Origin of the sequence: Embleya sp. NPDC059237 (genome assembly GCF_042754105.1) — a bacterium.
Classification (GTDB): Bacteria; Actinomycetota; Actinomycetes; order Streptomycetales; family Streptomycetaceae; genus Embleya.
Map to the genome: position 1 here is coordinate 393,258 of NZ_JBHZAE010000002.1, position 23,202 is coordinate 416,459.

Below are 23,202 nucleotides of genomic sequence, written 5' to 3' on the forward strand. Positions count from 1 at the left end.
GTCCTCAAACGCCGGACGGGCTGAATTGCGTTCGGCGAACCAAGCTGCCGTTCGCGGATGCCCGCGCAGGCGTCCTCAAACGCCGGACCGGCTGAAGGGTGGCGCTCACGCCGGAGCTCTCCAGATACGGATGGTGCGGTCGTCGCCTCCGCCGGCCAGGGTCGTCCCGTCGGGGCTGAACGCGACCGACTTCACCGTGTCCGTATGGCCGGTGAGTGTGGCGACCCGGGTGCGCCGGGCGACGTCCCACAGCCGGATGTCGTTGTCGTTGCCCGCGGTCGCCAACCTTCGGCCGTCGGGGCTGAACGCGAGCGATTCCGCGTACTTGTGTTTGAGAACGCCGAGCGGGGACCGTGTGGCGACGTCCCACAGCGTCACGGCGTGGGCGGCGGTTGCCAGGATCTTGCCGTCCGGGCTGAACGCCACTCCGGATACCCCCGTGGTGTCGTGGCCGGTGAGCGTGGCGGTGATCGTGCGTGAGGCGAAGTTCCAGATCCGCACGGCTTCGGCCGCGCCGCCGGTCGCCAGCAGCCTGCCGTCGGGGCTGAACGCCAGCGTGTAGAGCGAGTTGTCGTAGGCGTCGTGTCCGTACATGATGCCTGCGTCGGCATAGCCGGCCGTGTCCCACAGCCGCACGCCGTAGCCGTCGGCTCCGGCCAGGAACGCCCCGGAAGGGCTGTAGGCCACCGAGCATGTGTTGTCGAAGCCGCCGGAGCTCAGGGCGAAGGTCGTGTCGACCGTGCCGGCGCGTACGTCCCACACCCGCACCGTCTTGCCGTAGTCGACGCCGGCCAGCGTCCTCCCGTCCGGGCTGAACACCACGGAACGGAGCATCTTCGCGGTCGGCTCGGGCAGTGTCGCGGCCAGGCCGCGGTCGGTGAGGTTCCACAGCCGCACGACCGTGTCGCCCGCGGCAGGATCCTCGAACTTGGCCATCCCCCCGCCGCCGGCCAGTGTCCGGCCGTCCGGGCTGAAGGCCACGGTGTTCACCGCGTTGCCGTACCCCGTCAACCGGAACAGGGACTTGTCCTCGTAGCCGTCGCCGCCGCGGGACCAGGCGACGGCGCCGCCTGCCGCACCCGCCAGGGCGGCGACACCGCCGCCGATGAGCAGGGTGCGGCGGCTCGGCCGGCGGGGTGCGACCGGTTGTCCTGACCCGGCATCCGCTTCGGGCGGCGATGCGGTGGGAGGCGTGCCGGCGGCGGACCGGGTCGGGGCGTCGTGGATCCGGGGATTGACGATCGTCACGGCCGGCGGCGGTTGTTCGCGCGGCGCGGGCACGTCGCGCAGACGCTGCGCGGTGGTCGGCGCGTCGGGGCGCTGCCGGGGGTCCTTGGCCAGCAGTGTGGGCAGGACGGCGGCCAGCGGGCCCGCGTGCGGGGCGTCCGGCGGCGTGCCGGTGAGTACGGCGGTGATGACCGCGGTCAACGTCGGCCCGTCGAACGGCGGTCGGCCCTCCACGACGGCGAAGAGCGTGGCCCCCAGGGCCCACATGTCGGCCGCACCCTCGGCCTGCCGGCCCTCCAGTTGCTCGGGGGCCATGTAGTGCGGCGTGCCGATGACGGTGTGTGTGCTGGTCAGTTGCATGACGTCGTCGAGGATGCGGGCGATGCCGAAGTCGGTGACGACCGCGCGGTGTTCGGTGACCAGGACGTTGTCGGGCTTCAGATCGCGGTGCACCACGCCCGCGGCGTGCGCGTGCGCGAGAGCGTCGGCCAGGTCCGCGCCGAGCACCGCGGCGCGCTGCCACGGCCAGGGGCCGTGCTCGGCCAGTTCGGCGGCGAGCGAGCGGCCACGGACGAGCTCCATGACGATCCACGGGGTGCCGCCGTGCTCCGTGACGTCGAACACGGTGACGATGCCCGGGTGTTGGAGCCGGGCCGTGGCGCGGGCCTCGCGCTGGGTGCGGGCGATCAGCTGGTCGCGGGTCACGTCGGGGATGCCCGGGGGCAGCAGGATTTCCTTGACCGCGACATCGCGGTCGAGGACGTCGTCATGACCGCGCCACACGCGCCCCATGCCGCCCTGCCCGATGGGTGCGACCAACCGGTAGCGGCCCCCGACCAGCAACCCTGCAGTCCCCGTCACGGCGATCACTTTAACCAGCACTCCGGGGACCCTCCCCATCAGCCCGTGATCATCCCGCACCGATGCGGGTTCGGGTTTGCGGGGGCCGCCTGGGCGGGGCCGAGGGCCGGGGGCTACCTGGCGGAGCGGGCTCGCCAGCGTTGCATGACTCCGACGAATTCTTCCTGGAGGAAGGCGAAGAAGTCGGCGGATTCGAGGGCTCGGGCGCCTGCCGGGGTGTCCGGGCCCAGGGTTTGGGCGCCGTCTCGAAGGATTGTCTCGAAGCGGCTGAGGAGTTTGTCGCGCTCTCCGTAGGTCTCGTACCAGAGTTCGTCGTGCAGGCAGTAGCGGTCCCGGCGCGAACCCGGCTCGCGTTCGCGGTGGACCATGCGTACCTGGGTGAGGTAGCCGATCGCCGAGGACACCGCCGCCGGGCTGATCCGCAGCGACTCGGCGAGTTCGGCCGAGGTCATGCTCGCCGAGTCGGCCGCCAGGAGGGCGGCGAACACGCGCGCGCCCATCCGCTGCATGCCGGCATCCGTCAGCTCGCCCGCGAAGCGCTCGACGTAGCGGGCGACGGCCGCCTCGTCCCGCTTCGCCACCGACTCTTCTTCTCGCATCCGGCTCACCTTACGACCACCCTCCGGGCACCCACGAAGCACGCTGCCGCTTCGTCTTCATGATTCTTGACTTTTCTTAACTTCACAACTTTCTGAAGGACGCGTATGTTCTGAAACATGAACACGGCGATCAGCGTCTCCGGTCTGCACAAGTCCTTCGGGCGCACGCACGCCCTCGACGGCCTGGATCTCGAGGTCGCGACCGGCGAGGTACACGGCTTCCTCGGCCCCAACGGCGCCGGCAAGTCCACGACCATCCGCGTGCTCCTCGGCCTGATCCGCGCCGACCGGGGCGACGTCACCCTCCTCGGCGGCGACCCGTGGCGCGACGCGGTGGCCCTGCATCGCCGGGTCGCCTACGTACCCGGCGACGTCACCCTCTGGCGCAACCTCAGCGGCGGCGAGGTGATCGACCTGTACGGCCGGCTGCGCGGCGGCCTGAACCCGGCCCGGCGCGCCGACCTGCTGGACCGGTTCGAACTCGACCCGACCAAGAAGGGCCGCGCCTACTCGAAGGGAAACCGGCAAAAGGTGGCCCTGGTCGCCGCGTTCGCCTCCGACGTGGACGTCCTGATCCTGGACGAGCCCACCTCCGGCCTGGACCCGCTGATGGAGGAGGTCTTCCGCGCCTGCGTCGCCGAGGAACGCGACCGCGGCCGCACCGTGCTGCTGTCCAGCCACATCCTGGCCGAGGTCGAGGCGCTGTGCGATCGGGTCAGCATCATCCGCAACGGACGTACCGTCGAGTCCGGTTCGCTGGCCGACCTGCGCCACCTGAGCCGGACCACGGTACGGGTCCAACTCACCGGCCCGGCCGACGGCCTGGCCGACGGCCTGGCCGACCTCCCGGGCGTGCACGACCTGCGCGGCGACTGCGACCACACCGTGCTCCAGGTGGACAACGAGCACCTGAACCCGGTGCTGCGCCGGCTGGCCGAGATCGGCGTACGCGGCCTGACCAGCAGCCCGCCCACCCTGGAGGAGCTGTTCCTGCGCCACTACCGCACCGAGGACACCCACCCCGTGGTGGTGTCCCGATGACCGCCACCGCCATCACCCCCGCCCCCACCGCGTCGGCCCGCCACCTCGCCGGCACCCCCACCCTCATCCGCCTCGCCCTGCGCCGCGACCGCGTGTTGATCCCGGTCTGGGTGGTGGCCCTGGTCGGCACCCTCTTCAGCACCGAACGCTCCCTCGAAAAGCTGTACGACACCGCCGCCGAACGCGCCGACGTCGCGCACGACATGAACGCCAACGGTTCGTTCCGGGCCCTGTACGGTGCGGTCTACGCCGACTCCTACGGCGCCCTCACCGTCTGGCGCGTCGGCGCCACCGTCGCCCTCCTCGCCGGCCTGATGAGCCTGCTCGTGGTGATCCGGCACACCCGCGACGAAGAGGAGACGGGTCGTCAGGAGGCGCTGTCCGCCGCGACGGTCGGCCGCCGGGCGCCCCTGACCGCGGCCCTGGCCGGCGCCGCCCTGGCCAACCTCGCGCTGCTGCTCCTGTGTACCGCCGTCCTGCGCGGCGCCGGCCAATCCACCGCCGGCTCCCTCGCGTTCGGCACCGCCGTGGCGCTGACCGGCATGGTCTTCGCCGGCATCGCGGCGGTGTCCGCGCAACTGACCGAGAACACCCGCCTCGCCCGCGGCATCGCCGTCGCCGTCCTGGGCGTCGCCTTCGTCCTGCGCGCGGCGGGCGACGCGGCGCGACCCGCGGCCGACGAAGGCAGCCATCCACTCGTGTGGGTGACCCCCCTCGGCTGGGCCGAAAACGTCCGCCCCTTCGCCGGCGACCGCTGGTGGGCCCTGCTCCCCTCCGCCGCCCTCGCCACCGGGTGCGCCGTGCTCGCGTACGCCCTCGCCGGTCGGCGCGACATCGGCGCCGGCTTCATCCGCCCACGCCCCGGACCGGCCCACGCCCCCGCGTCGTTGGCCGGCGCATACGGCCTGGCCTGGCGCCTCCAACGCGGCACCCTCGCGGCCTGGGCGATCGGCCTCGCCTTCGGCGGCGCGGTGTTCGGCGGCATCGCCGACGGCGCCAAGGACATCGTCGGCGACAACGACGGCACCCGTGACCTGGTCCGCCGCATGGGCGGCCACATCGACCTGACCGACGCGTTCCTGTCCACCCTGATCGGCCTGCTCGGCCTGATCTGCGTGGTGTTCGCGGCCGGTGCGATCCTGCGCCTGCGCGACGAGGAGACCGCCGCCCGGGCCGAACCGCTGCTCGCCAACGCGGTCGGCCGACTGCGCTGGGCCGGCGGACACCTGGTGGTCGCCTACCTCGGCACGGCCGCCGTCCTGGCCGCCGGCGGCCTCGCGATGGGCCTGTCGTACGGGATCACCGTGGGGGATGTTTCCGGCCAACTCCCGCGCGTCCTGCTCGCCACCCTGGCCCAGACGCCCGCCGTGTGGGTGATGACCGGCCTGGCCGTCCTGATCGTCGGCGCCCTGCCCCGCCTCACCCCGGCGGTCTGGGGCCTGGTCGGCCTGGTGATCGCGCTCGGCTGGCTCGGCCCGGCCCTGAAGCTGCCGCAGGCGCTCCTGGACGTATCACCGTTCGCCCACCTGCCGAAGCTGCCCGGCGCCGACGTCACCGCCACGCCGTACGCCTGCCTGCTCACCCTCGCCGCCATCCTGCCCATCACGGGCCTGACCGGCCTCCGCCACCGAGACCTCGGCTGAACCCGAGCGCAAGCCCAAGCCCCACAGCCCAGCCCCAGTCCCAGCCCCACAGCCGAGCCCCGGCCCAAGCTCGACGAAACCACCGACCCCCGGCCGGTCGGGCCGACCGACCGGCCGCCCCACCTTCACCCCATCTCCTCCAACGTCTTGCCCTTCGTCTCCGGCACGAACTTCACCACGAACGGAATCGACAACACCGCAAAGCACGCGTACATCACATACGTGGCCGACAGATTCCAGTCCGACAACGTCGGAAACGACACCGTGATCACCCAGTTCGCGATCCACTGCGCCGACGCCGCCACCCCCAGCGCCGCCGCGCGGATCCGGTTCGGGAACATCTCGCCGAGGAAGACCCACACCACCACGCCCCACGACAGCGCGAAGAACAGCACGAACGAGTGGGCCGCGATCAGCGCGACGGTGCCCTCGGTGTCCGGAAGTTTGATGTTTTTGCCCTTCCCGGTGCGGGCCGAGAAGGCCCACGCGACCAGGCCGAGCGAGATCGCCATGCCCGTCGAACCGACCAGCGCGAGCGGCTTGCGGCCCACCCGGTCGACCAGCGAGATGGCGATGATCGTGCCGATGATGTTGATGATCGAGGTGGTGAAGGAGTACAGGAACGAGCTGTTCGGGTCGATGCCCACCGACTGCCACAACGACGCCGAGTAGTAGAAGATCACGTTGATCCCGACGAGCTGCTGGAACACCGACAGCCCGATGCCGATCCACACGATCGGCAGGAACACGAACCCGCCACCGCCCAACAGGTCCTTGAACGTGGACTTGTGCTCGCGCCGCATCGCCGCCCGGATCTCCGCCACCCGCGCGTCCAGGTCGACGTCGTCGGACTCCACCTCGGCGAGCACCTTCCGCGCCTGCGCCTCCCGCCCGACCGAAAGCAGGAAGCGCGGCGACTCGGGGATGGTGAAGGTGAACAGGCCGTACAGCACGGCCGGCAGCACCATCACGCCGAGCATCACCTGCCACGCCTCGAGGCCGAAGATCAGCTTGCCGCGCTGGTCGCCGTCGGCCAGGTTGAGGATGCCCCAGTTGACCAACTGCGAGACCGCGATGCCGGTGACGATGGCGGCCTGCTGGAACGAGCCGAGCCGGCCGCGATAGGCCGGCGGCGCGACCTCGGCGATGTACGCCGGACCGATCACCGAGGCCATCCCGATCGCCGTGCCGCCCAGGACCCGCCACAGCGCCAGGTCCCACAGCGCGAACGGCAGCGCGGATCCCACCGCGCTGGCCGCGAACAGCACGGCGGCGATCTGCATCACCCGGATGCGCCCGATCCGGTCGGCGATCCGGCCCGCGATCGCGGCCCCGATCGCACACCCGACCAGCGCGGCGGCGACCACTTGGGCAAGCAGGCTGGAACCGGGCGAGAACTTGCCCCGGATGCCCTCGACCGCGCCGTTGATCACCGAACTGTCGTAGCCGAAGAGGAATCCGCCCATGGCGGCGGCGGCCGTGATGAAGATGACGTGGCCGAGGTTCTCCGAATAGCCGCCGCCGGAACCACCGCCCGGGGTCCCGTCGCCACCGCCGCTCGACTGCCCGGTCGTCGCTGTGCTGCCGGCCAACGTCGCCTCCTGGGTCCGTACGTCCGTGCGGGTCGGTGCGCCCCGCACGGTTCGGTACGCCCCGCCCCGGTCCGGTGCGCCCGTCCGGTCCGGGTCGGTCCGTACGGTGTTCCGGATCCGACCCGGTTGCCGGATCTTGAGAGTTGCCCGATATTTCACCGCTAATCATCGGCAGGCGACCGGAAGGCGTCGTCCGTCACCCGGATCCGTCATCCGGATGCATCGCCCGAATCCCTCATCCGGACCCGTCGCCCCGACCCGTCAAACGGGCCCCGTCGTCCGGGATTCCGTTCGGCCCCGAGCATTTGCCAGAACTAGCCGATCGCCGCCGAGCGCTTCTCCGCCACCCCACACCCGTGTGAGTGTTTCGCTCGCTCGGGCACGTACCCGGCCTGCACGGTCGCCCGTGTCGCTCCCCAGCGCCGCGGTGCACGTCGGCGACGTGGTCGAGGCATGTCCCCTCCCAAGGAGCCTCGATGAATCGCAGAACGACCACGGCCGGGACCGTGCTCGCCCTGATCGCCGGCCTGGCGATCGGCGCGGTCGGCCCGTCCTCGGCCGGTACCAACGAACCGTCCTCCCCTCCCCCCGCAAGCTCGCAGGACAAGGCGGTATCCGCCGCCGACCGGGCAGTCGCGAACGGTCTGGACGCCCTCGCGAAGGGCCCGGACGAGAAGTTCGAACGTCAGCTCGTCACCCCCTGGATCAACGACCTGTACTCGGTCGCCTACCAGCGCACCTACCGCGGCCTGCCGGTCGTCGGCGGCGACGCGGTGGTCATGGCCGACGGTCAGGGCCGGGTCCGCGGGACCCAGGCCGCGACCAGCGCGCAGATATCCGTCCCGACCCGGGCAACCGTGGCCGCCGGCACCGCCGAGGCCACCTCCAAGGCCCAGCTTCCGGTCGTGGACAAGGTCGAATCGCACCGCCTCGTCGTCCACGTCCTCGACGGCAACAGCAACCTGGCGTGGGAAACGGTGGTCACCGGCCGTACCGACACCGCCCCCAGTCGACTGCACGTGTTCGTCGACGCGAGCACCGGCCAGGTCCTCGACAAGGTCGACGACGTCAAGGCCGGCACCGGCAACAGCCAGTGGAACGGCCCCAATCCGCTGACCATCCAGACCAGCGGCTCGGCCGGTTCCTACTCCCTCCGCGACTCCACCCGTCCCGGTCTGAGCTGCGCCGACAACGCCACCGGCCAGGTCTTCACGAAGTCCACCGACTCGTGGGGCAACGGCCAGGCGTCGAGCAAGGAGACCGGCTGCGTCGACGTCATGTGGGCGGCGCAAAACGAGTGGAACATGCTCCGCGACTGGCTCGGTCGCAATGGCCACAACGGCACCGGCGGCAGCTGGCCGGTCAAGGTCGGCATCAGCGACATCAACGCCTTCTGGGACGGCTCGTCCGTCTCCATCGGCCACAACCAGGCCAACCAGTGGATCGGCTCGATGGACGTCGTCGGCCACGAATTCGGCCACGGCATCGACCAGTTCACCCCCGGCGGCACCAGCCGCGAAGCCGGACTCGGCGAGGGCACCGGCGACATCTTCGGCGCGCTGACCGAGGCGTACACCAACGAGCCCACCTCCTTCGACTCGCCGGACTACACGGTGGGCGAGACGGTCAACCTGGTCGGCCAGGGCCCGATCCGCTACATGTACAAGCCGTCCACCAACGGCGACCCCGACTGCTACAGCTCCTCGATCCCGAACACCGAGGTGCACAAGGCGGCCGGACCGCTGAACCACTGGTTCTACCTGCTCGCCGAGGGCACCGCCCCGGCAGGCAACGGCAAGCCCGGCAGCCCGACCTGCAACAACACCACGCTGGCCGGCGTCGGCATCCAGAACGCGGGCAAGGTCTTCTATGGCGGCATGCTGCTCAAGACCAGCGGCATGACCTACAAGAAGTACCGCACCACGACGCTGACCGCGGCGAAGAGCCTCGACCCGACCTGCGCGCTGTTCAACAAGACCAAGGCCGCCTGGGACGCCGTCAGCCTGCCCGCCCAGACCGGCGACCCGACCTGTGTCGGCAACCCGGACGACTTCTCCCTCTCGCTCAACCCGACCTCGGGCAGCGTGCAGCCCGGCGGTGACGTCACCACCTCCGTCGCCACCGCGACCACGGGCGGCAACGCACAGCAGCTCACCCTGACCACCGGGACCCTGCCCAGCGGCGTGACCGCCGTGTTCACCCCGGGTACCGTGCAGTCGGGCAACAGCTCGTCGCTGAAGTTCACGGCGAGCGCGGGTGCGGCCCAGGGGACGTTCCCGATCACGGTCACCGCCACCGGTACGGCCACCACGCACAGCGCGCAGTACCAGCTGACGGTCGGTTCCGGTCCGGGCAACCCCGACTTCTCCCTCTCGCTCAACCCGACCCAGGGCACCGTGACGCCCGGCGGGGATGTCACCACGTCGCTGACCACGGCGACCATCAGCGGCACCCCGCAGCAGCTCACGCTGGCCACCGGGACCCTGCCCACCGGCGTGACCGCGGTGTTCACTCCCGGCACCGTCCAGTCCGGCGCGTCGTCGTCGCTGAAGTTGTCCGCGAGTTCCACGGCGACGCCGGGGACGTACACGGTGACGGTCACCGCCACCGGTACCTCCACCACGCACAGCGTGGACTACCGGCTGACGGTCGGCACCGGTCCGGGCAACTGCTCCGCGCCGCCGTGGGACGCGAACACCGTCTACGTGGGCGGCAACACGGTCTCGTACCAGGGGCACACCTACCGCGCCAAGTGGTGGACCCAGGGCGAGACCCCCGGAACCACCGGACAGTGGGGGGTGTGGCTCGACCTCGGACCGTGCTGAGGATGCCGGCTCGCGCGGGGTCCGCGCGAAGTCGAGGCCGCCGGTGGGTATTTCGGGTCGGTAGTACCCACCGGTAGCAGTCGTCCGTAGCTCCACCCACAATCCTGTTTCTTCGATCGTGCTGCCCGGCAGGCCCGCAGATGGGCCCGCCGGGCAGCCGCACGTCGGCCCCGCGCCGGCTCCGGCGGACGGACTCCCTTGTCGGGCAAGGCGAACGACCTTGCCGGACACCCTTGACAGTGCCGAGAGAGCGGGCCTAATTTCCTCTACAACTCTTAGGAAGGTTTCCTAACAGTGGCGAAAGGGAGACCGCTCATGGCCGGGAGCACCGAGCGCGGCGCGACAGCGTCCGGGCGGGAGCAGGCCGGGCGGCCGAGCCTTTTGCGGGCCATCAACGACCGGGCCGCGCTCGAACTCCTCTTGCGGCACGGGCGGCTGTCCCGGGGTCAGATCGGCTCGATGACCGGTTTGTCGAAGCCGACCGCCTCTCAGCTGCTCTCCCGCCTGGAGGCGGCGGGCCTGGTCGTCGGGGTCGGTACCACCGAGGGCGGCCGGGGGCCCGGCGCCCAGCTGTACGAGATCAACCCGGCGGCGGGACACGTCGCGGGCCTGGACGTCACGCCCGCCCGGATCCGGGTGGCCATCGCCGATCTGACCGGACGCGTGGTGGGCGAGCACGAACTGGCCACCCCGCGCCGGGAGTCGGCCGATACGCCGGGCCGGATCCGGGAGGCGGTCCGGGCCGCCGCCAAGCCGGCCGGGCTCGACCTCGCCGATCTCGCGCACATGGTGATCGGCATCCCGGGCGCGTTCGACCCGACCACCGAGCAGTTCCGCTACGGCCGCCACCTCGCGGGCTGGCACTCCCCCGGGGTGCTGGACCAGATCCGCGAGGCGCTGGGCCTGACGGTGGACGTGGAGAACGACGTCAACCTCGCCGCGCTCGCCGAGCAGCGGGACGGATCGGCCCGCGACGCGGGGGACTTCGTGCTGCTGTGGGTCGACGAGGGAATCGGCTGCGCGATCGTGATCGGCGGCCGACTGCACCGAGGCTCGACCGGCGGCGCGGGCGAGGTCGGCTACATGCCGATGCCCGGCGCGCCGCTGCCGCACGACGTCAGCCGGCGCAACACCGGCGGCTTCCAGCAACTCGCGGGCGCGCCCGCGGTGTTGTCCCTGGCCCGTGCCTACGGCGTGGGCAGTCGTACCGCGCCGCAGGCCGTCGCCCGGGCGGTGCGGGCGACCGAACCGCGCGGCGGCGCCTTCCTCGACGAGCTGGCGAACCGGCTGGCGGTGGGGATCGCGGTGATCGTCTCGGTCCTGGATCCGGGACTCGTCGTGTTGTCGGGGGCCATCCCGATGGCCGGCGGCGAAGCGTTGCGCTCACGTGTGGTGGACGAGTTGCACCGCCTCGCGATCCCGCGCCCACGCGTCGTGCTCGGCGACGTGCCCGCCAACCCCGTGCTCACCGGCGCCGTGCACGCGGCGCTCGACGTCGCGCGCGACGTCGTCTTCACCACGACCTGACGCACCACGCACACCCCATAGGCCCACCCGGTACACCCACCTCGTACACGCACGCCCGTCCTCGTACGCCCATCCCCGTACGCGCGCCACCCGACGCCGTCCACCGCCGCGACCCGTCGGCACCCGGGCGTACCCCGCCCCGGGCCCACCCTCGCCCGGGCACACCCCCGTCCAGGCACACCCAGCGCCACCGGCAGCACCCGTACCACCGCCAGGACCACGGCGCCGCTCGTCCCGGCCGCGCCGCCGCCATCTCCGGAGGAGGACCCAGTGCACAGACTCCCACGGCTCCGTCGTTCCCTCACGACCCTCGCGTGCGCCGCCACGCTCGCTCTGATGGCCTCCGCGTGCGCCGGCGACGACGGCGGCTCGGGGTCCGGCACCGGCGCCTCGGAGGCGCCCGACAAGAAGGTCACCATCACCTTCTGGCACGGCTGGAGCGCCGAGAGCGAGACCAAGGCGGTCAAGGACCTGGTCGCCAAGTTCAACGCGTCGCACCCGAACATCACGGTCAAGATCGTCTCCAACGTGACGGACGACAAGATCACCCAGGGCATCCGCTCGGGCAAGGGCCCGGACGTGGTGTCCTCGTTCACCACGGACAACGTCGGCCAGTTCTGTTCGTCGGGCTCGTGGCTCGACCTCGCGCCGTGGCTGGCCCAGTCCAACATCGATCCCACCACCACCTTCCCGAAGGCGGTGATGGACTACACCCAGTTCCAGGGCAAGCGGTGTGCGCTGCCCCTGCTCGCGGATTCCTACGGGCTCTACTACAACAAGGACATGTTCGCCGCGGCGGGCATCGCGGGCCCGCCGAAGACGATGAGCGAACTCATCGCGACGGCCAAGAAGCTCAACCAGCTCAACGGCGACGGCACCTTCAAGGTCGCGGGCTTCCTGCCCACCTTCCACGCCTACGAGTTCACCCCGGCGCACGTGCTCGCCCAGTACGGTCCGACCTACCAGACGCCCGACGGCAAGTCGGCCCTGGCCAAGGACCCGGGTGTCCCGCAGTTCCTCAACTGGCAGAGGCAATTCGTGGAGAGCCAGGGCGGGTTCGACAAGCTGGAGAAGTTCCGCACCACCTTCGGTGAGGAGTTCTCCGCGGAGAACCCGTTCATGAGCGGCAAGCTCGCGATGACCATGGACGGCGAGTGGCGCACCGCGATGATCGCGAAGGACGCGCCGAACCTGAACTACGGCACCGCGCCGTTCCCGGTCCCGGACGACCAGCTGGACAAGTACGGCCGCAGCTACCTGACCGGCACCACCATCGGCATCGCCAAGTCCAGCCACCACCAGCGCGCCGCCTGGGAGTTCGTCAAGTTCGTGACGACCGACACCGACGCGCTGAACCAGCTCGCCGGGGCGATCCACAACGTGCCGACCACCAACGCCGCGCTGGCCGCGTCGCCGCTGGCAAACGACGAGCACTTCAAGCCGTTCATCGACGCGTTCAAGCACCCCGCGAGCAACACCACGCCCGCCAGCCCCAACGGCGGCAAGTACCAGGTGACCTTCCAGGAGTTCGCGTACAAGTGGGAGGCCGGCGGGGGTGGCGACCCGAGCAAGGGTCTGGCCGATCTGGACAAGCAGATCGACACCGACGTGGCCCAGGTCCAGTGATCCGATGACCACGACCGCCCCCGCGGCGGCGAAGGTCCCGGCGGCGCTGCGCAGGCAGCGCCGCCGGCGGAACCTGCGCACGCTCGCGTTCCTGTCCCCGTGGCTGATCGGCTTCTCGGTCTTCTTCGCGTATCCGCTCGGCGCGACCGTGTACTACTCGTTCACGCGCTACGACCTGATCAACCCGCCCGTGTGGGTGGGCACCCGCAACTGGAACTACGTCTTCAACGACTACCCGGCGCTGTGGCAGGCGTTGCGCAACACGTTGTGGCTGGTCGTGGTGATGGTCACCCTGCGGGTGATCTTCGGGCTCGCTCTGGGCATGCTGGCGATCCGGCTCAAGCGCGGATCCGGGCTGTTCCGCACGCTGTCCTATCTGCCGTATCTGGCGCCGCCGGTGGCCGCCACGATCGGCTTCGCGTTCCTGCTCAACCCCGGTACCGGGCCGGTGAACAACCTGCTCGGCGACGCCGGACTGCCGCAGCCGGGCTGGTTCACCGACCCGGACTGGTCCAAGCCCGCGCTCACCCTGCTCGCCCTGTGGGGCATCGGCGACCTGCTGGTGATCTTCACCGCGTCACTGCTCGACGTGCCGCGCGAGCAGTACGAGGCGGCCGAGTTGGACGGCGTCGGGCCCTGGCAGAAGTTCCGCTACGTCACGTGGCCGGCGATCACGCCGGTGGTGCTGTTCGCGGTGGTCACCGGGGTGATCCAAACGATGCAGTACTACACGCAGGCGATGGTCGCCGGGAAGGTCGCCAGCGGCATCATCGGCAACTCCGGTCAGCCGTTCGAGCCGGGCTATCCGCAGGGCACCACCCTGACGCTGCCGCAACTCGTGTACCAGGAAGGGTTCTCCACCTTCAACACCGGTGCGGCGTGCGTGATCTCGCTGATCCTGTTCGCCATCGCGATGGCATTCACCTTCGTGCTGCTTCGGCGGCGGTCGGGGTTGTTGGACGACGACTGAGCGCGGCGGCGGCCGGCGCCGCCGAAGGCGCCACGACCGCCCCGCCCGTCCTCGAACCTCCCTGCCGAAAACCCGAGTTCGACGATCCACCGTGCCCAGAAGGGATCGGTTACATGGCCCAGACCGTCACGGCCGAGGCGGCCGGCGTCGTGCCGCCGCCCGCGCCCGCCCGGACACCGGCGCAGCCGCATCGGCGCAAGCGTGTACTGAGCTGGATCGGCGTGCACACGCTCGCCGTCACCGCCGTGCTGTTCTTCATCCTTCCGTTCGTGTTCCTGTTCCTGACCTCGGTGATGTCCGACAAACAGGCGCTGACCAGCCATCTGTGGCCCACGTCGTGGGAGTGGGGCAACTACACCGAGGTGATGAAGACCCCCGGCTTCGGCACGTGGTGGCGCAACACGCTGATGTACGCCGGGCTCGGCACCCTGTTCACCGTGGTCTCCAGCCTGCCGGTGGCCTACGCGCTGGCCAAGTTCCGGTTCCGCTTCCGGGGCGTGGCGCTGATGCTGGTGATCTCGTCGATGATGTTGCCGCCCCAGGTGATCGTCATCCCGATGTACATCTTCTGGGCCAAGCAGATGCACCTGACCGGAACGTTGTGGCCGCTGATCATCCCGATGGCCTTCGGCGACGCGTTCACCATCTTCCTGCTGCGCCAGTTCCTGCTCACCATCCCGTCCGAATACCTGGACGCGGCCCGGGTGGACGGGTGCGGCGAGCTGCGCATCCTGATCTCGATCGTGTTGCCGATGATCCGGCCGGCGATCGCGGCGGTGGCGCTGTTCCAGTTCTTCTACTGCTGGAACGACTACTTCGGTCCACAGGTGTACGCCTCGGAGAATCCGGGCGCGTGGACGTTGTCGTACGGCCTGGAGTCGTTCAAGGGCGCGCATCAGGTCAATTGGAATCTCATGATGGCCGCCACCCTCTTGGTGATGGCGCCGGTGATCCTCGTGTTCTTCTTCGCGCAGAAGGCGTTCATCGAGGGCGTGACATTGACGGGAGTAAAGGGTTGAAGCTTGCGGTGGTGGGCGGTGGGTCCACCTACACTCCCGAACTCGCGGACGGCCTCGGCCGGTTGCGCGAGACCCTGCCGGTCGACGAACTCGTGCTCGTGGACCCGGTGGTGCAACGCCTGGAGTCGGTCGGCGCGGTGGTCCGCCGAATCCTGGCCCGCTACGGACACCCGGCCCGGGTGGTGCTGACCGACGACCTGGACGCGGGAGCGGAGGGCGCCGACGCGGTGCTCTTCCAGCTCCGGGTGGGCGGTCAGCAGGCCCGGGCGCAGGACGAGGCGTGGCCGCTGGACTGCGGCTGCGTGGGGCAGGAGACCACCGGGGCGGGCGGTTTGGCCAAGGCGCTGCGCACGGTGCCGGTGGTGCTGGACGCGGCCGAGCGGGTCCGCCGGGTCGCCCCCGACGCGTGGATCGTGGACTTCACCAACCCGGTGGGCATCGTCACCCGGGCGCTGCTCGACGCGGGCCATCGTGCGGTGGGGCTGTGCAACGTCGCGATCACCTTCCAGCGGCGGTTCGCCGCGTTGTTGGACGTCGCGCCGGATCGGCTGCGCCTGGACCATGTCGGGCTCAACCACCTGACCTGGGAGCGGGGCATCCACGTGCTGGACGACCTGGGCGCGCCCGGGCCGGACCTGCTGCCGCGTCTGCTGGCCGAGCACGGGGCCACGATCGCGGCGGACATCGAATTGCCGGTGGATCTGATGTACCGGCAGAACACGGTGCCCTCCTACTACCTGCGCTACTTCTACGCGCACGACGCGGTGGTCTCCGCGCAGCGGCACACCGGTTCGCGGGCCGAGGAGGTGGCCGCGATCGAGCGCGAACTGCTCGAGCTGTACAAGGATCCGACCCTGGACACCAAGCCGGAGCTGTTGGAGCGCCGGGGCGGGGCGTACTACTCGGAGGCGGCGGTGGCGCTGGTCGCCGCGCTGATGGGCAAGGGCGCCGACGAGGCGTCCCGGATCCAGGTCGCCGACGTGCGCAACAACGGCATCCTGCCGTTTTTGCCGGACGACGCGGTGATCGAGGTGCAGTCCCGGGTCGACGCGAACGGGGCGACGCCGCTGCCGGTGGCGCCGGTGGGGCCGTTGCAGGCCGGGCTGATCGCGCATGTCGCGGCGTACGAGGAGTTGGCCCTGGACGCGGCGCTGCGCGGCGGGCGGGACCGGGTGTTCACCGCGTTGTTGGCGCACCCGCTGGTCGGGCAGTACGACATCGCCGAGTCGCTCACCGATCGGCTCCTTGCCGCGGGCAAGGAGCACCTTCCGTGGGCGCGGTGACCGGGGGCGCCTCGCCCGGGCCGGCCCCGGCCGTGCTCGCGATCGACGCGGGCAATTCGAAGACCGATGTCGCGGTGGTCGACGCGGACGGTCGGGTCTGGGGCAGGGCGCGCGGGCCGGGCTACAAGCCGTACGTGCTCGGCCACGACGCGGCGGCGGAGGCGGTTGCCGAACTGGTCGAGGAGGTGCTGCGCGCGGCGGCTGGGGTCGGGCCGGTGGAGCATGTCGCGGCCTATCTGGCCAACATCGACCTGCCGGTGGAGGAGTTGCGGCTGCGCAAGGAGTTCGAGGATCGGGGGTGGAGCCGCACGGTCACCGTCGGGAACGACACGTTCGCGGTGCTGCGTTCGGGCACGAACGCGCCGCGCGGGGTCGCGGTGGTGTGCGGCGCGGGGATCAACTGCGTGGGCCTGCTGCCGGACGGGCGTACCGCGCGCTTCCCGGCGCTCGGGCGGATGACCGGCGACTGGGGCGGCGGGATCGGCCTGATGGAGGAGGTGATGTGGTCGTCGGTGCGGGCCGAGGACGGTCGGGGGCCGGCCACGGCGCTGGCCGCGGCCACGTCCGAGCACTTCGGTCTGCCGTCGGCGACCGCGGTGGCCGAGGCGGTGCACCTCGGTGAGCTGCCGGCCGAGCGGCTGCACGAGCTGGTTCCGTTGTTGTTCCGGGTGGCCGCGGCGGGCGATCCGGTGGCGGGCGAGGTGGTCGAGCGGCAGGCGGCCGAGATCGCGGTACTGGCGGTGACGGCGCTGGGTCGGCTGGACCTGCTGGGCGAGGCGGCCGATGTGGTCCTCGGCGGCGGCGTGCTGGCCGCGGAGCCGCCGCTGTTGATGGCGGCGGTGGCGCGGCGGGTGCTGGAGGTCGCGCCGAGGGCGGTCCTGAAGGTCGCGTCGGACCCCCCGGTGGTGGGTGCGGCCCTGCTCGGGCTCGATCGCCTGCGCGGCGAGGGGCGAGCGCCGGTGGACGAGGGCGGGGCGGCGGAACGACGCCTGCGTGAGGGGTGGTCGGCGGGGGTGGGCTGAGCGGGCGGTCGGTGTCGGGGGGATGGGCGGGACCGGGGGAGGACGGGGCGGGGGGACGGGGCGGGGGGACGGGGGTGGACGGTCCGGGTCGGGCCGTCCGGGGGCGGCCGGGGCGTCGGGCGGGCGTCGCACCGGCCGGCTTCGGAGCGCGGGGGCGTGACCGTGCGGCCCGGGTCCGGGTTCTGTGGTCGTTTGGGCATCGGGTGTTCATGTGGATCGCATACGATCCGGGCGGGGCGGGTTCATCCGCGACGGGGCCCACACGATGCGGATGGGGACGACTGTGGGCGATCTCGCGTGATCGACGGCTCCGCGCCGGGGCTGGTCCGCGACCGGGCGACCTGGTCGCTGTACCTGCACATGGCCGCGTTCGGCTACTTCCTGTACTGCTTCGGCCCCTCCGTCACGCTGCTCGGCGACGAACTGGGCGTGAGCAACGCCGTGGCCGCGCTGCACAGTACGGCCTATGCGGCGGCAGGCGTGTTGATCGCCCTGCTCGGCGACCGGCCGATGCGCCGCTTCGGGCGTGGGCGCACGTTGTGGACCGGGTGTGTGGTGCTGTGTCTGGGGGTGCTCGCGTACTGCGCGGCGGATACCCCGGCCGTGTCGTTGAGCGCGGCGCTGCTGTGCGGGTTCGGTGCGTTCCTGGTGGTGAACGTGGCGGGTACGGCGCTGGCCGACCACCACGGCCCGATCGCCGGGCCGAGCGCGCTCAGCGAGGCCAACGGCCTGGCCGCCGGCGTGGGTACGGCCGCCCCGCTGCTGATCGGTGTGATGGACTCCTCCGGCCCCGGCTGGCGCTGGGCCATGGTCGTGGTCCCGGTGCTCTTCGCCGCCCTGGCCCTGGTGTACGGCCGAACCCCGATCCCGGATCCGCACCCGCCGGCCCGCCCGGCACCGGACCACCGGGAGACAGCGACCGAGGACGAACGGCCGCCGGCCCGGGGCCTGCCGGCCGCCTACTGGTGGGCCTGGTTGTTGACGGTGTGCTCGGTGGCGGTGGAGTTCTCGTTGTCGTTGTGGGCCTCCACGCTGTTGCGCGATCGCACCGGGATGTCGGAGAGCGCCGCCGCCACCGCGATGACCGCCGTGGTGGCCGGCCTGTGTCTGGGTCGACTGGCGGGCGGGCGGCTGGTGTTGCGGGTGCCGCTGGATCGGCTGTACGGCGGGGCCGTCGCGGTCAACCTGGTCGGCTTCGTGGTGTTCTGGACGGCCTCGGTGCCGTGGCTCGGCTATACCGGCCTGTTCCTGTCCGGCCTGGGCCTGTCCGTACAGTTCCCCCTCGCCACCGCGACGGCGATCCGCGCGGCGGGCGGCCGCACCGACCTGGCCGTCTCCCGGCTCGCCGGGGCCACCACCCTGGCCGCCGGAGGTGCGCCGTTCCTGCTCGGCGTGGCCACCGACCTGATGCCGGTCCGTACCGCGTTCCTGCTCCTGCCGATCCTGCTCCTGGCCTCGCTGCCCATCCTGCGCCTGGCCACCACCACGCGCCCGTGACGCGGCGGCCCGGTCAGGCCCGCGCCATCGTCGCCGCGTCGACGGCGCACTCCAGGACCGCCCTGCTCCGCGACCACGGCAACGGCGATGCCGCGCCGCCCGCCATGGCCAGGATCGTGCGCATCGTGGCGCGGTAGCCCAGCGCCTCCTGCCAGTCGGGAGCGCCGCCGAGGCGGGTGGTGTGTACCCCGTCCTCGGTCTGCACCGCCACCTCGTACACCTCCTCGCCGCCCGCCCCGGACACCTCGATCGTGCCCGGCCGCCCGTCCGGCCAGCCGACCAGGATCGTGCCCGTGTCCTCGGAGCGGGTGGCCGGATGCACCAGCACCGACCGGCTCGCCGCCACCGCCCGCGCACCCGGACCGGCCACCGCGTCGAGGAGTTCGGCGCCGTGCAGGCCGAGCGAGACCAGCGTGCCGCCGCCCTCGGCCGGATCGTCCTGCCAGGCCCGCTCCGGCGTCAGGAAGCCCGCGATGTCGTGCCGGACCAACGCCCGCGCCCCGAGCACCCGTCGCCCCGCCAGGCGTTCGGCCAGGTCCACCACGGCGGGCGCGAAGCGCAACACGGACGAGGTCAGGAAGCGCTCCTCGTGCCCCGCCACGGCCCGGTCCAACTCGGCCAGCGCACTCGCCGAGGCAGCAGCCGGCTTGTTCACGAAGCAGGGCAGCCCGGCCCGCAACACCCGCGCCACGGTCGCCGCGATCAGACCCGGCCGCACCGTCACCACCACCGCGTCCGGCCGGCGGGCGATCAATTCGGCAAGCGATGCGGCCGGCTCACACGCATGCAGCTCCCGAAACGCCGCAAACCGCCCGGCCTCACCACCGTCCCACCCGTCGATCCCACCCACCCCCAGATCCCGAGCCACCCCGGCATCGGTGAACGGATGACTGTGGGCGAACCCGGCAAACGCAAGACGCACGACCCAAACATCCCTTCCAGGCAACGACCAAGGCGAACCGACCCTACGACCCACCCCACGCCGCCCCGGGCCCGGACCCCGTCGGCGCGCTCACCCCTCACGGCAGATACGGCCACACCTCGATCCACGGCGTCTCGAACCGGATCACATCCCCCACGGCCAACTCCTCGCCCCCGCACGCCACATCGATCGACATCAGCCCGAGCCCGAGCCGCATCACCACCAACGAAGCCCCCGGCTCGACCCGCTCCAGCACCCCGGACACGGCCACCCCGCCTCCGTCCACCGGCGCAAATCCCGTCACGTCACCCGCCGGCACCCGGGTCCACGCGAGCACCTCGTCCGCCGGATCGACCTCGACGTCGTACCACTCGCCCACCATCGGCACCTGATCCGGAAAGTCCGGCCCGACATTCCAGTAGCCGACCCCACCACCGACATCCGACCCGAACACGACCCGCCGAGGCTCCCCCGCGTCCCGCTCCACCACCCGAATCCGCACAGTCCCCCCGACCTAGACGCCCGCGCCCGCCGCCCGTGCGTGTGGGTAGTCGGTCGCGCGGTTTTGGAAGGTCAGGATCTTCGGGTTTCGGATCACGCCGTCGCGCATTTCGATCGCGTTGGTGATGGTCGCGTCCGCGTCCCACGCGGTCGGGCCGGCCATGACCGTGCCGAGGTAGGGGATGAGGGCCTCGCTGATCTCCCACGTGGCGGAGTCCCACAGGTAGGACGGGCTGTGGTCGACCGCGTAGTAGTGGCAGTTGTCCCCGACCGTGAAGGCGGGTGCGTCGAAGGTGGTCGGGTGGGCCCATTCGAAGCCCATGCCGTCGTCGCAGGAGACGTCGATGAAGAACGAACCGGGCCGATACTCCGGCAGATCCTCGTTCAGTACGAACGTCAACGGCGCGTCGGTGTCCTGCCGAATGCAGTTCACCACGATGTCGTAGCCGGCGAGGTGGCTGCCCAACGGCACCGGCCCGTCCTCGGTGAGCGCCTCCAGACGCGACGGGTCGTCCTCGCCGAAACGGAAATGGCTCATCACGACCGAGGGCATCGGCGACGCCACCGCGACCGCGTCCCGCGCCGTCAACACCGTGACGTCCGAGATACCCATCGCCTCCAGAGCTATCACCGCGCCGCGCGCCGTCGCGCCGAAGCTGAGCACCGCCGCACGCATCCGGCGGCCGTAGCTGCCGGTCGCGCCGCCGAGCGCGAGAGCATGCAACACCGAGCAGTAGCCCGCGAGTTCGTTGTTCTTGTGGAACACGTGGACACTGAACGCGCCGGTCGCGGTCCAGTGATTCATCTCCTCCCACGCGATCATCGTCAGCCTACGATCGATGCCCAGCTGGGTCATGATCGGATCCTGCACACAGTGCGGCCAGCCCCACAACACCTGGCCGTCGCGCATCGCGGCCACGTCCTCGTGGGTCGGTTTCGGCAACAGCACCACGTCACTCTCCGCGAGCAGGCGTTTACGCGAAAGCAGGCCGGCCACGTGCCGCACGAGTTCCGCGTCGGCTACGCCGAAACGCTCGCCGTAGCCCTCCTCCAGGAACAGGTGTTCGCGGACGTCCGGCGCAATCCGCTCGACGTGCAGCGGGTGGACCGGCAATCGGTGCTCGTTCTCCTTGAGTGAGGAGCCGAGAATGCCGAGAGTCATGCGGGTCCTGCGAATCATGAGATTCCTTAGGTAGACCCCCAGTATCCCCCCACACGCCCGACTACCCCTTTCGCTGTACGCGGGCCTCCCACGGTTGCAGCGTCGTCGGGTCGATCGACGTGCCCACGTTGCCGAGGACGAGCGGGGCCGTTGCCCACTCGGTCGCGAGCGCCGCCGGGAGCTCGACCGGCTCGCCGGTGAAGTTGGCCAGCGTCAGCAGTGTGGTGTCGCGATAGCGCCGGGTGAACGCGTACAGCCGTTCGTCGTCCGCCAACAGCATCGTGAAGTCGCCGTGTACGACGCTCGGTTCACTGTGCCGCAGGGCGATCAGTCGGCGGTAGTGGTGGTACACCGACTCCGGGTCGGCCCGCGCCGCCGCCGCGTTGATCGTGGTGTGGTTCGGGTTGACCGGCAACCACGGTGTGCCCGTGGTGAATCCGGCATGTCCGGACGTGTCCCACTGCATCGGCGTACGCGCGTTGTCCCGCCCCCGCGCACGCAGTCCGTCCAGCACCCGCTCCGGGTCCTCGCCGGCCCGGATCGCCTGCCGGTAATGGCCCAGCGCCTCGATGTCCCGCACGTCCTCGACCGAGGCGAACGGCGCGTTGGTCATGCCCAGTTCCTCGCCCTGGTAGATGTAGGGCGTGCCCCGATGCAGGTGCAGCACGGTGGCCAGCATCGTCGCCGAACGCACCCGGTATCGCGGCCCGTCGTCGCCGAACCTGGACACCACCCGGGGCTGGTCGTGGTTGTTCCAGTACAGGCTGTTCCAGCCCACCTCGGCCAGGCCCGTCTGCCAGCGGCCCAACGACTCCTTGAGCGCGGTCAGCCGCAGCGGCTGCACGTCGAACTTGTGCCGCCCGAAGTCCAGCCCCACGTGCTCGAACTGGAAGACCATGTCCACCTCGCCGCGCGCCGGGTCGGTGAACAGCCGCGCGTCCTCCAGCGTCACCCCCGGCATCTCGCCCACGGTGAGCACCCGTTCCGGCCGATCGGCGAATACCTCACGGTGCATCTCCGCGAGGTATTCGTGCACCCGGGGCCCGCACACGTAGTACGGCGACCCGTCGCCGTACAGCCCGTCGCCCGTCGACTCGCCGTCCGGCAGGTCCGGATGCTTCGAGATCAGGTTGATCACATCCATCCGGAACCCGTCCACCCCGCGGTCGAGCCACCAGCGCATCATCGCGTAAATCGCCTGGCGAACCTCCGGGTTCTCCCAGTTCAGGTCGGCCTGCTTCGGCGAAAACAGATGGAGGTAGTACTCCCCGCTCGTGTCGTCGTACTGCCACGCCGACCCGGAGAAGAACGACCCCCAGTTGTTCGGCGCCGCCGACTCCTCCCCCACGACCCCGCGCTCCGGCCGCCCCGGGCGCCACCAATACCATTCCCGTTTGGCGCTGTTCGGCCCCTCGCGCGATTCCCGGAACCACGCGTGCTCATCCGAGGTGTGGTTGACCACGAGGTCCATCACCAGCCGCATCCCACGCTCGTGTACCGCCGCCGTCAGCCGGTCGAAGTCGGCCAACGTACCGAACATCGGCTCGATGCCCTGGTAGTCGCTGATGTCGTACCCGTTGTCATCCTGCGGCGAGGGATACACCGGCGACAACCACAAGACGTCCACCCCGAGCCCGACCAGATGATCGAGCCGAGCCAGGATCCCGCCCAGATCCCCGATTCCGTCCCCGTCGGAGTCCGCGAAACTCCGCGGATAGATCTGATAGACCACCGCCGACTTCCACCAGGGCTCCTCCACCCGCTCCCCTTCACCACTCGCCACGACCCACCAACCCCTCTCCCGCAGCACACGAAGCACCCAAAGCGCCCGGAGCACCCGAAGCACCCCGGCCCCTCCACTGTCACCCGCCGGCCGCCCCCACGT

17 protein-coding genes are annotated in these 23,202 nt (G+C 70.9%); 10 read left to right on the forward strand and 7 right to left on the reverse strand.

What is annotated here, in order from left to right; all coding sequences use genetic code 11:
- Window positions 1–105: 105 nt before the first annotated feature.
- A complete protein-coding gene (locus ACFXKZ_RS08635; protein ID WP_379997904.1) occupies window positions 106–2,088 on the reverse strand; it encodes a protein kinase in 1,983 nt (660 codons plus the stop codon).
- Window positions 2,089–2,201: 113 nt separating this feature from the next.
- Complete coding sequence (locus ACFXKZ_RS08640; RefSeq protein ID WP_379997906.1) at window positions 2,202–2,687, reverse strand: GbsR/MarR family transcriptional regulator; 486 nt, start codon at window positions 2,685–2,687, stop codon at window positions 2,202–2,204.
- A 117-nt stretch (window positions 2,688–2,804) separates the two neighbouring features.
- Here ACFXKZ_RS08640 and ACFXKZ_RS08645 point away from each other — a divergent pair, with 117 nt between their 5' ends.
- Window positions 2,805–3,728, forward strand: a complete 924-nt coding sequence (locus ACFXKZ_RS08645) for an ATP-binding cassette domain-containing protein (RefSeq protein WP_379997908.1) — start codon at window positions 2,805–2,807, stop codon at window positions 3,726–3,728.
- A complete protein-coding gene (locus tag ACFXKZ_RS08650; RefSeq protein WP_379997910.1) occupies window positions 3,725–5,371 on the forward strand; it encodes an ABC transporter permease in 1,647 nt (548 codons plus the stop codon). Before ACFXKZ_RS08645 ends, ACFXKZ_RS08650 begins: the two co-directional genes overlap by 4 nt.
- 125 nt (window positions 5,372–5,496) lie before the next feature.
- On the opposite strand, the gene ACFXKZ_RS08655 is transcribed toward ACFXKZ_RS08650, so the two are convergent.
- Window positions 5,497–6,963 carry a sugar porter family MFS transporter gene (locus ACFXKZ_RS08655; protein WP_379997912.1) on the reverse strand — a complete coding sequence of 489 codons (1,467 nt, stop codon included), beginning with the start codon at window positions 6,961–6,963 and terminating at the stop codon, window positions 5,497–5,499.
- Between the two features lie 476 nt (window positions 6,964–7,439).
- Here ACFXKZ_RS08655 and ACFXKZ_RS08660 point away from each other — a divergent pair, with 476 nt between their 5' ends.
- From ACFXKZ_RS08660 to ACFXKZ_RS08695, 8 genes are all read left to right on the forward strand, one after another.
- Window positions 7,440–9,788 (forward strand): M4 family metallopeptidase, encoded by a 2,349-nt coding sequence (locus ACFXKZ_RS08660; protein ID WP_379997914.1) that lies wholly within the window; start codon window positions 7,440–7,442, stop codon window positions 9,786–9,788.
- 315 nt (window positions 9,789–10,103) lie between these two features.
- On the forward strand, window positions 10,104–11,315 hold the full coding sequence (locus ACFXKZ_RS08665) for an ROK family protein (RefSeq protein ID WP_379997916.1): 1,212 nt from the start codon (window positions 10,104–10,106) through the stop codon (window positions 11,313–11,315).
- A 336-nt stretch (window positions 11,316–11,651) separates the two neighbouring features.
- On the forward strand, window positions 11,652–12,941 hold the full coding sequence (locus tag ACFXKZ_RS08670; RefSeq protein WP_379997918.1) for an ABC transporter substrate-binding protein: 1,290 nt from the start codon (window positions 11,652–11,654) through the stop codon (window positions 12,939–12,941).
- Between the two features lie 4 nt (window positions 12,942–12,945).
- Complete coding sequence (locus ACFXKZ_RS08675; protein ID WP_379997920.1) at window positions 12,946–13,911, forward strand: carbohydrate ABC transporter permease; 966 nt, start codon at window positions 12,946–12,948, stop codon at window positions 13,909–13,911.
- A gap of 113 nt (window positions 13,912–14,024) precedes the next feature.
- On the forward strand, window positions 14,025–14,930 hold the full coding sequence (locus ACFXKZ_RS08680) for a carbohydrate ABC transporter permease (protein ID WP_379997922.1): 906 nt from the start codon (window positions 14,025–14,027) through the stop codon (window positions 14,928–14,930).
- Window positions 14,927–16,213, forward strand: coding sequence for a 6-phospho-beta-glucosidase (locus tag ACFXKZ_RS08685; RefSeq protein ID WP_379997925.1), 1,287 nt, complete (start codon window positions 14,927–14,929; stop codon window positions 16,211–16,213). Before ACFXKZ_RS08680 ends, ACFXKZ_RS08685 begins: the two co-directional genes overlap by 4 nt.
- Window positions 16,201–17,235, forward strand: a complete 1,035-nt coding sequence (locus tag ACFXKZ_RS08690; RefSeq protein WP_379997927.1) for an N-acetylglucosamine kinase — start codon at window positions 16,201–16,203, stop codon at window positions 17,233–17,235. The genes ACFXKZ_RS08685 and ACFXKZ_RS08690 overlap by 13 nt, the downstream gene beginning before the upstream one ends.
- 297 nt (window positions 17,236–17,532) lie before the next feature.
- Entirely contained in the window at window positions 17,533–18,732 is a 1,200-nt protein-coding gene (locus tag ACFXKZ_RS08695; protein WP_379997929.1) for an MFS transporter, read from the forward strand.
- A gap of 13 nt (window positions 18,733–18,745) precedes the next feature.
- Here ACFXKZ_RS08695 and ACFXKZ_RS08700 read toward each other — a convergent pair whose 3' ends face one another.
- The 4 genes from ACFXKZ_RS08700 to ACFXKZ_RS08715 all read right to left on the reverse strand — a co-directional run bounded on the left by ACFXKZ_RS08700 (window position 18,746) and on the right by ACFXKZ_RS08715 (window position 23,076).
- Window positions 18,746–19,654, reverse strand: a complete 909-nt coding sequence (locus ACFXKZ_RS08700; RefSeq protein WP_379997930.1) for a Gfo/Idh/MocA family protein — start codon at window positions 19,652–19,654, stop codon at window positions 18,746–18,748.
- A 97-nt stretch (window positions 19,655–19,751) separates the two neighbouring features.
- Complete coding sequence (locus ACFXKZ_RS08705) at window positions 19,752–20,108, reverse strand: hypothetical protein (protein ID WP_379997932.1); 357 nt, start codon at window positions 20,106–20,108, stop codon at window positions 19,752–19,754.
- A 60-nt stretch (window positions 20,109–20,168) separates the two neighbouring features.
- Window positions 20,169–21,317: a N(5)-(carboxyethyl)ornithine synthase gene (locus tag ACFXKZ_RS08710; protein ID WP_379997934.1), complete on the reverse strand. Its 1,149-nt coding sequence runs from the start codon at window positions 21,315–21,317 to the stop codon at window positions 20,169–20,171.
- A gap of 61 nt (window positions 21,318–21,378) precedes the next feature.
- Entirely contained in the window at window positions 21,379–23,076 is a 1,698-nt protein-coding gene (locus tag ACFXKZ_RS08715) for an alpha-glucosidase (RefSeq protein ID WP_379997936.1), read from the reverse strand.
- Window positions 23,077–23,202 lie beyond the last annotated feature (126 nt).

What these genes read in the sequence shown, in the direction of transcription:
- ACFXKZ_RS08680 (WP_379997922.1), top strand. Translation starts at nt 14,025, where the DNA reads ATGGCCCAGACCGTCACGGCCGAGGCGGCCGGCGTCGTGCCGCCGCCC.
- ACFXKZ_RS08670 (WP_379997918.1), top strand. Translation starts at nt 11,652, where the DNA reads ATGGCCTCCGCGTGCGCCGGCGACGACGGCGGCTCGGGGTCCGGCACC.
- ACFXKZ_RS08665 (WP_379997916.1), top strand. Translation starts at nt 10,104, where the DNA reads ATGGCCGGGAGCACCGAGCGCGGCGCGACAGCGTCCGGGCGGGAGCAG.
- ACFXKZ_RS08650 (WP_379997910.1), top strand. Translation starts at nt 3,725, where the DNA reads ATGACCGCCACCGCCATCACCCCCGCCCCCACCGCGTCGGCCCGCCAC.
- ACFXKZ_RS08710 (WP_379997934.1), bottom strand. Translation starts at nt 21,317, where the DNA reads ATGACTCTCGGCATTCTCGGCTCCTCACTCAAGGAGAACGAGCACCGA.
- ACFXKZ_RS08640 (WP_379997906.1), bottom strand. Translation starts at nt 2,687, where the DNA reads ATGCGAGAAGAAGAGTCGGTGGCGAAGCGGGACGAGGCGGCCGTCGCC.
- ACFXKZ_RS08660 (WP_379997914.1), top strand. Translation starts at nt 7,440, where the DNA reads ATGAATCGCAGAACGACCACGGCCGGGACCGTGCTCGCCCTGATCGCC.
- ACFXKZ_RS08645 (WP_379997908.1), top strand. Translation starts at nt 2,805, where the DNA reads ATGAACACGGCGATCAGCGTCTCCGGTCTGCACAAGTCCTTCGGGCGC.
- ACFXKZ_RS08675 (WP_379997920.1), top strand. Translation starts at nt 12,946, where the DNA reads ATGACCACGACCGCCCCCGCGGCGGCGAAGGTCCCGGCGGCGCTGCGC.